The sequence below is a fragment of the Paenimyroides tangerinum genome (assembly GCF_003865405.1).
In the GTDB taxonomy this organism is placed as follows: Bacteria; Bacteroidota; Bacteroidia; order Flavobacteriales; family Flavobacteriaceae; genus Flavobacterium; species Flavobacterium tangerinum.
Map to the genome: position 1 here is coordinate 72,009 of NZ_RQVQ01000016.1, position 6,814 is coordinate 78,822.

A 6,814-nucleotide genomic window follows, 5' to 3' on the forward strand; every position below is an offset into this window, starting at 1 on the left:
TATTAAATGCCTTGATAATATTTTTTTTGCTTTCTTATTTTAAAATATAAAATAGGATATAAAATAGTTTCTATTAAATGAACTATCGGAGAAAGTACCCAAATAGCAACAAATAAATAATAGTTAAACAATTTAGTAAGTATTTTCTTTTTATTAGGGTTTGATAAAATTATTTTTGACCAAATCTTAAACATTTTATTTGCTTTCTTATCCATTGAAATTAGAAAATGTCTAAATTCTACAGCTCCATTGGTAACTAAATCGGTTTGTAAATTGGAGTAATTATTATCTAAAAAATGATTATAAATAATCGTACCAAATTTATTTGATTCTTTAATTTCTTTATCAGAAACTCCTGGTAATGGAAATATTCCGTAAGCTTTTCTTTTTAAACCGCTAAACATCCAATCTACGACTGTTACAACGCTTATTAGATTTATATTGCGATCTACTAATGCAATATTTCCGACTAATTTAGCTTGATTAGCTTTTAATAAAACTTTCATTTTATCTTGTGCTAAAGCCCACATATTTCTACTTCCGCTAATGGTAACAACAGGTTTGTTCTGTAGTATTTTTTTAGCGTATTCGCTTTTCAAAAACGAATTAATTGGAATAGAAGGTGTTAAATACCAAACTTGATAATGAAACAAAATTAAATCATAATTTGTATTTAAAATGGTTTCTGAAGGAGGAATTATTTTATGCGGAATTTGTTGAAAAGAATCTGGAAAAGCTCCAAAAAACGAATCCTTATCCCAAGGAAAAGGAAACTCATTTTCCATTTGTATTTGATAATAATCTACTCGAATATTCGCATCCTTTTGAAAAGGCTGAGAAATTTGGTCTGCAATTTCTTTCAATTGACCTGATTGTGAGTAGTATATAACCAAAATGTTTTTCATTATTCTATACTTTGTTCAAATGACAGTAAAAGTAATATAAACTGACTTTGATATTTATTAGAGAAAAAAATTCAATTAAGAATAAATTCCTCCGTTAATATTAATTATTTCACCTGTAATGTAACTCGATTTATCAGAAGCAAGGAAAGAGACCAAATTAGCAACTTCTTCTGCTTCTCCAAAACGATTAGCAGGAATCATTTTTATTAATTCTTTTTCATCTAAATCTGCTGTCATATCGGTTTTAATAAAACCTGGAGCAACAGCATTTACGGTGATTTTACGTTTTGCAACTTCTTGAGCCAAAGCTTTTGTTACAGCGACCAAAGCACCTTTTGCAGCAGAATAATTGGTTTGACCTGCTGTTCCTTTCACTCCAGAAACAGAAACCATATTGATAATTCTACCGTATTTTTTTCGTAACATATCTTGAATAAAGAAATTAGTTACGTTATAAAACCCATTTAAACTGGTATCAATCACAGATTTCCAATCGTTTGGATGCATCCACATAAAAAGACCATCACGAGTTATTCCAGCGTTATTAACAATGGTTTCCATAATTGCATCTGGATTTTTTTCTTTCCAGTTAGATAAAGCAGTTTGGACTTCTTCTTGATTAGAAACATCGAATTTTAAAATTTCGGCTGTTCCGTTTAAAGCTTCAATTTCTTTAACTGTTTCTAATGCTGCAACCTCATTAGATTGATAATTTACTAATATATGATATTTATTTTCTGATGCTAATTTTAAACAAATAGCTTTTCCAATTCCACGTGATCCTCCAGTAACTAAAGCGCATTTCATAGTTTACTATTTTTTAAATTACATCTTTCATTAAATAATCTTTCACTTTTTGAACAATCGGATACATTACCTGATCTTCTTTAAAAGTAGGAACTATTGCACGAATATCGTTATAAATTGCTTTTGTTTCTTCACAAATCTGATCTTTAAAATCCAATGCATCAATCGCTTGAGCAATCGTAATCATTTCAATTGCAACCACTTCAAATGCATTTTCAATAACTTTACTACAAATCAATGCAGCGTTTGTTCCCATACTCACAATATCTTGATTGTCGTTATTGTTTGGAATACTGTGAACATACATTGAATTTGATAAAGTCTGATTTTCAGCAGTAGTGGAAGTCGCAGTAAACTGAACACCTTGCATTCCAAAATTAAATCCTAATGTACCCAAATTTACAAATGGAGGTAAAAGTTCATTGATTTTAGCATTCAATAAATAATTCAATTGGCGTTCTGCTAACATCGATAATTTAGTAGTTACCAATTTTAATTTATCCATTTCTAATGAAATGTAATCTCCGTGAAAATTTCCCCCGTGATAAACTTGTTGCGTTTTTACATCAATGATTGGATTATCGTTTGCTGAATTGATTTCATTTTCTAAAACCATTGCAACATTTTCAATCGTATCGTAAACCGGTCCTAAAATTTGAGGAACACAACGAATTGAATAATATTCTTGTACTTTTTCTTTGAAGACGTCTTCTGTATTTGTTCCAGAATATAAATGATCTTCACGTTTGCGAATCAATTTACTCGATTGTAAATGATTACGCATCTGTTTAGCTATTTCGTGTTGCCCTTTATGAAGCTTTGTTTCATTCAAGGTTTGAGATAAATGATCATCATAAGCCTGAACAATTTCATTAATGATACAAGAAGCCTTAACTGACCAATTTAATAAACTTTTAGCTTGATTTAGATTTACAATTCCAATACCTGTCATTACAGAAGTACCGTTCATTAAACCTAAACCTTCTCTAATTTCAACACGAATCGGTTCTAATTTTTCAATTTCAAAAACTTCTTTAGTAGATCTTCTTTCACCTTTATAAAAAACTTCTCCTTCACCAATCAAAATTAATGCTAAATGAGCCAATTGAACCAAATCTCCACTTGCTCCAACACCACCATGTGAAAAAATCAAAGGAGTAATATTTCTGTTAATCAATTCTCTCATCAACAAAATAACTGAAGAATTAATTCCAGAATTTCCTAAAGAAAGTGTATTTAATCTTGCTAGAATAGCAGCTTTAACATGCGTTGGATTTAAAGGTTGATTGGTTCCTGATGCATGAGAACGAATTAAATTATATTGAAGTTGTAAACAATCTGATTCTTTGATTCTGTATTGAGCCATCGGACCAAACCCAGTGTTTACACCGTATATGACTTTGTTAGAAGAAAATTCTTTTAAAAAAGAAAAACTTTCTTCAACACGTTTCATTACATTTTCGCTTATTTCAATGCTTTCATTCGAAAAAACAATACGGCTAAAATCTTCTAAATTTAAATATTCGTTAAGTTGTATCATTATATTTTTTTAATTGAAAAATCTATATTTAAAAATAAATCAGATAATATTTTAAAACTTTATTGATTTATAATTAGAGGGCAAATTTAATACAAATTAACAGATTTGAAGAAAAATAAAACAATAGAATTTACAATTTCAGTTTGTGAACGATAATGAATTTTAAAAAAAACATTTTATTTATTAAAAAAGTACTCAATAAATTCTGATAAAAGACAAATCATTAGTATAAAATTATTTTGTTCAAGGTATAGAATTAAGATAGTAGGTTATTTTAAATCTAAATATGTGAATATCAAATGATTAATATAATTATAAATATTTTGTTAATTCAAAAACTTAAATAACTGATAATCAATATATAATAAGTATAATAAAATTGTTAATAACTAAAAATAAAATAAGGCAACTTTTACTTCTTTATTCAAAAAAAATTGCAATACAAGAATTGAATTCGATTTACCAAATTTATTTATGATAAAATTATTTTTGGTTTATTAAGTAGTTATTCATAGTTATCAACAATTATCAACAACACAACTTATCAAATAAAATATATTAATAAACAAAACTCAAATTGTTGATAACATCTATAAAACTTTGTTTTAAAAGGAATTAATAAATTCAAAAATGTTGATATCAATTAATAACTTATAAAACACCATCATTAAAAAAAATTTGTTCCACATATTAACAAACAATATAAAGAAAGAAGAAATTTAATTTTTAAAAATATTTTTTCTTTTATTAAATATATATGTTGATAACAACTTATTGAATTTAAATTTTAGATTAAAACGTTTTATTTTGGTTACATGAGAATCGCTTATAATTTCTATAAATGAATTTAGATACGTTTCTATTTCAAATATGCGATTTATAAGGCTTTGATTTTTAAAAACACTCTTTTTTTTATCATTAGTTATTCCTATGTTATGTTTATAAATCATATTTTACTGATTATCAATATATTAATTAAAAAATTTTAATTTTATTTTAATATTATATAAGTTTTTTCTGTTTTACCTTTGTAGGTATTTTAATTTTTATATAAAATGATCACTTTTAATTACGAAACAGACTTTGAGTTACAAAACGAAGCTGATTACGAAGCTTGGATCGAAACCATTATTGAATCGGAAGATTTTACAGAAGGTGAAATTAATTTTATTTTTTGTGACGATTCTTACTTACATAAAATCAATGTTGAATATTTAGATCACGATACTTTTACAGACATCATTAGTTTTGATTATACCATTGGGAATTTAATTTCTGGAGATATTTTCATTTCAATTGAAAGAGTGAAGGAGAATGCAAAAGAATACGAGGTATCTTTTAATAAAGAATTACTTCGAGTTATGTCACATGGTATTTTACATTATTGTGGTTTCAAAGATAAGTCAGAAGAAGATTCAAATCTTATGAGACAAAAAGAAAATGAAAAAATGGAAATGTTCCACGTGGAACAGTAACCATAAATTCTATATTATTAATTAAATGTTTCACGTGGAACAATGAGTTTATTTCAAGAAGAATATGATGTAATTGTTGTTGGTGCCGGTCACGCTGGTTCCGAAGCAGCAGCTGCATCCGCAAATATGGGAATGAAAACTTTATTGATTACAATGAGTTTACAGAATATTGCCCAAATGAGTTGTAACCCCGCAATGGGTGGAATTGCAAAAGGACAAATTGTTCGAGAGATTGATGCACTTGGAGGTTACTCTGGAATTGTATCTGATCAAACTGCGATTCAATTTAAAATGTTGAATCAATCAAAAGGACCTGCGATGTGGTCGCCAAGAGTTCAATCTGACAGAATGCGTTTTGCAGAAACTTGGCGTTTGATGTTAGAAGGAACTCCAAATTTAGATTTTTATCAAGAAATGGTTTCTGGAATTTTAATAGAAAATCATGTTGTAAAAGGTGTTCGTACAAGTTTAGGAATTGAAATAAAATCTAAAACTGTTGTATTAACAAATGGAACTTTTTTAAATGGATTGATTCATATTGGAGAAAAACAATTTGGTGGAGGTAGAGCAGGTGAGAGTGCAAGTTTTGGAATTACTGAAGATTTAGTAAAAGTTGGTTTTGAATCTGGACGAATGAAAACTGGAACTCCGCCGCGTGTGGATGGACGTAGTTTAGATTATTCAAAAATGGAAGAACAACCTGGAGATATTAATCCTTCGAAATTTTCATATTCAGATATTACGAAACCTTTAGCTGTTCAAAAATCTTGTCACATGACGTATACTTCAAATGAAGTTCACGATTTATTACGTGAAGGATTTGATCGTTCGCCAATGTTCAACGGAAGAATAAAAAGTTTAGGTCCGCGTTATTGTCCATCAATCGAAGATAAAATTAATCGTTTTGCTGATAAAGAACGTCATCAAATTTTTGTTGAACCTGAGGGTTGGCAAACGTGTGAAGTTTATGTAAATGGTTTCTCAACTTCGCTTCCAGAGGATGTTCAGTTTAAAGCTTTACGTTCAGTTGCCGGATTTGAAAAGGTAAAATTTTTACGTGCTGGTTATGCTATCGAATATGATTATTTTCCACCAACACAATTAAAACATACTTTAGAAACTAAGTTGATTTCTGGTTTGTATTTTGCTGGACAGATAAACGGAACTACTGGATACGAAGAAGCAGCAGCTCAAGGTTTGATGGCCGGAATAAATGCAGCTTTAAAAGTTCAAGACAAAGAGCCATTTATTTTGAAAAGAAATGAAGCTTATATTGGAGTTTTAATTGATGATTTAATTACAAAAGGAACGGAAGAACCTTATAGAATGTTTACTTCACGTGCTGAATATAGAACATTACTTCGTCAAGATAATGCTGATTTTAGATTGACTCCAAAATCTAATGCCATTGGTTTAGCTTCGGATGCTCGTTTAAAACGTATGGAATACAAACTTGACGAATCAGAAAAGTTTGTTGAATTTTTTAAAGAGACTTCTGTCAAGACTAAAGAAGCAAATCCAATTCTTGAATCTAAAGGTTCGGCTCCAATGACACAACCTGATAAAATGTTTAAAGTATTTTCTCGTCCTCAAATTGAATTAGAAGATATATTAAAATTCGATAAAGTTAAATCGTATATTGAAGAACATAATTTAGATAATGAAGTTATTGAACAAGCCGAAATTCAAGTTAAGTATTCTGGATATATCGAAAAAGAAAAACAAAACGCTGATAAATTGACGCGTTTAGAAGATGTAAAAATTCCTGAAAATTTTAATTTTGATAAAATAAAATCTATGAGTTATGAAGCTCGAGAAAAATTAAAAAAGATTCGTCCAGTAACAATTTCTCAGGCATCACGAATTTCAGGAGTAGCTCCATCCGATATTTCAATACTATTAATTCATATGGGAAGATAATGTTCCACGTGAAACATGTATAAAAATTAAACCTCGAAATGTATGTTTCGAGGTTTTTTTATATCTTTTATTTTATAAATAGAGTAGAGAATTTATGTAGAAAAGTATTTCAAGAATGTATTTCAAGAATGTATTTCAAGAATGTATTTCAAGAATGTATTTCAAGA

At 28.5% G+C, this 6,814-nt stretch carries 5 protein-coding genes; 2 read left to right on the forward strand and 3 right to left on the reverse strand.

All coding sequences use genetic code 11. From position 1 onward, the window contains the following. Positions 1 to 2 precede the first annotated feature (2 nt). From EG240_RS08755 to EG240_RS08765, 3 genes are all read right to left on the reverse strand, one after another. Entirely contained in the window at positions 3 to 905 is a 903-nt protein-coding gene (locus tag EG240_RS08755; protein ID WP_125019016.1) for an NADPH-dependent FMN reductase family protein, read from the reverse strand. Between the two features lie 75 nt (positions 906 to 980). Then, positions 981 to 1,712, reverse strand: a complete 732-nt coding sequence (fabG, locus tag EG240_RS08760; protein WP_125019017.1) for a 3-oxoacyl-ACP reductase FabG — start codon at positions 1,710 to 1,712, stop codon at positions 981 to 983. Between the two features lie 13 nt (positions 1,713 to 1,725). Then, entirely contained in the window at positions 1,726 to 3,252 is a 1,527-nt protein-coding gene (locus EG240_RS08765; protein WP_125019018.1) for an HAL/PAL/TAL family ammonia-lyase, read from the reverse strand. A 1,055-nt stretch (positions 3,253 to 4,307) separates the two neighbouring features. Between EG240_RS08765 and ybeY the strand changes: the two genes are divergently transcribed. Then, positions 4,308 to 4,727 carry an rRNA maturation RNase YbeY gene (gene ybeY, locus EG240_RS08770; RefSeq protein ID WP_125019019.1) on the forward strand — a complete coding sequence of 140 codons (420 nt, stop codon included), beginning with the start codon at positions 4,308 to 4,310 and terminating at the stop codon, positions 4,725 to 4,727. Between the two features lie 42 nt (positions 4,728 to 4,769). Continuing rightward, complete coding sequence (mnmG, locus tag EG240_RS08775; RefSeq protein ID WP_125019020.1) at positions 4,770 to 6,647, forward strand: tRNA uridine-5-carboxymethylaminomethyl(34) synthesis enzyme MnmG; 1,878 nt, start codon at positions 4,770 to 4,772, stop codon at positions 6,645 to 6,647. Positions 6,648 to 6,814 lie beyond the last annotated feature (167 nt).

Bases quoted from the DNA above. Each gene is read 5' to 3' on its own strand.
- EG240_RS08765 (WP_125019018.1), bottom strand. From the start codon at position 3,252: ATGATACAACTTAACGAATATTTAAATTTAGAAGATTTTAGCCGTATT.
- EG240_RS08755 (WP_125019016.1), bottom strand. From the start codon at position 905: ATGAAAAACATTTTGGTTATATACTACTCACAATCAGGTCAATTGAAA.
- mnmG (WP_125019020.1), top strand. From the start codon at position 4,770: ATGAGTTTATTTCAAGAAGAATATGATGTAATTGTTGTTGGTGCCGGT.
- fabG (WP_125019017.1), bottom strand. From the start codon at position 1,712: ATGAAATGCGCTTTAGTTACTGGAGGATCACGTGGAATTGGAAAAGCT.
- ybeY (WP_125019019.1), top strand. From the start codon at position 4,308: ATGATCACTTTTAATTACGAAACAGACTTTGAGTTACAAAACGAAGCT.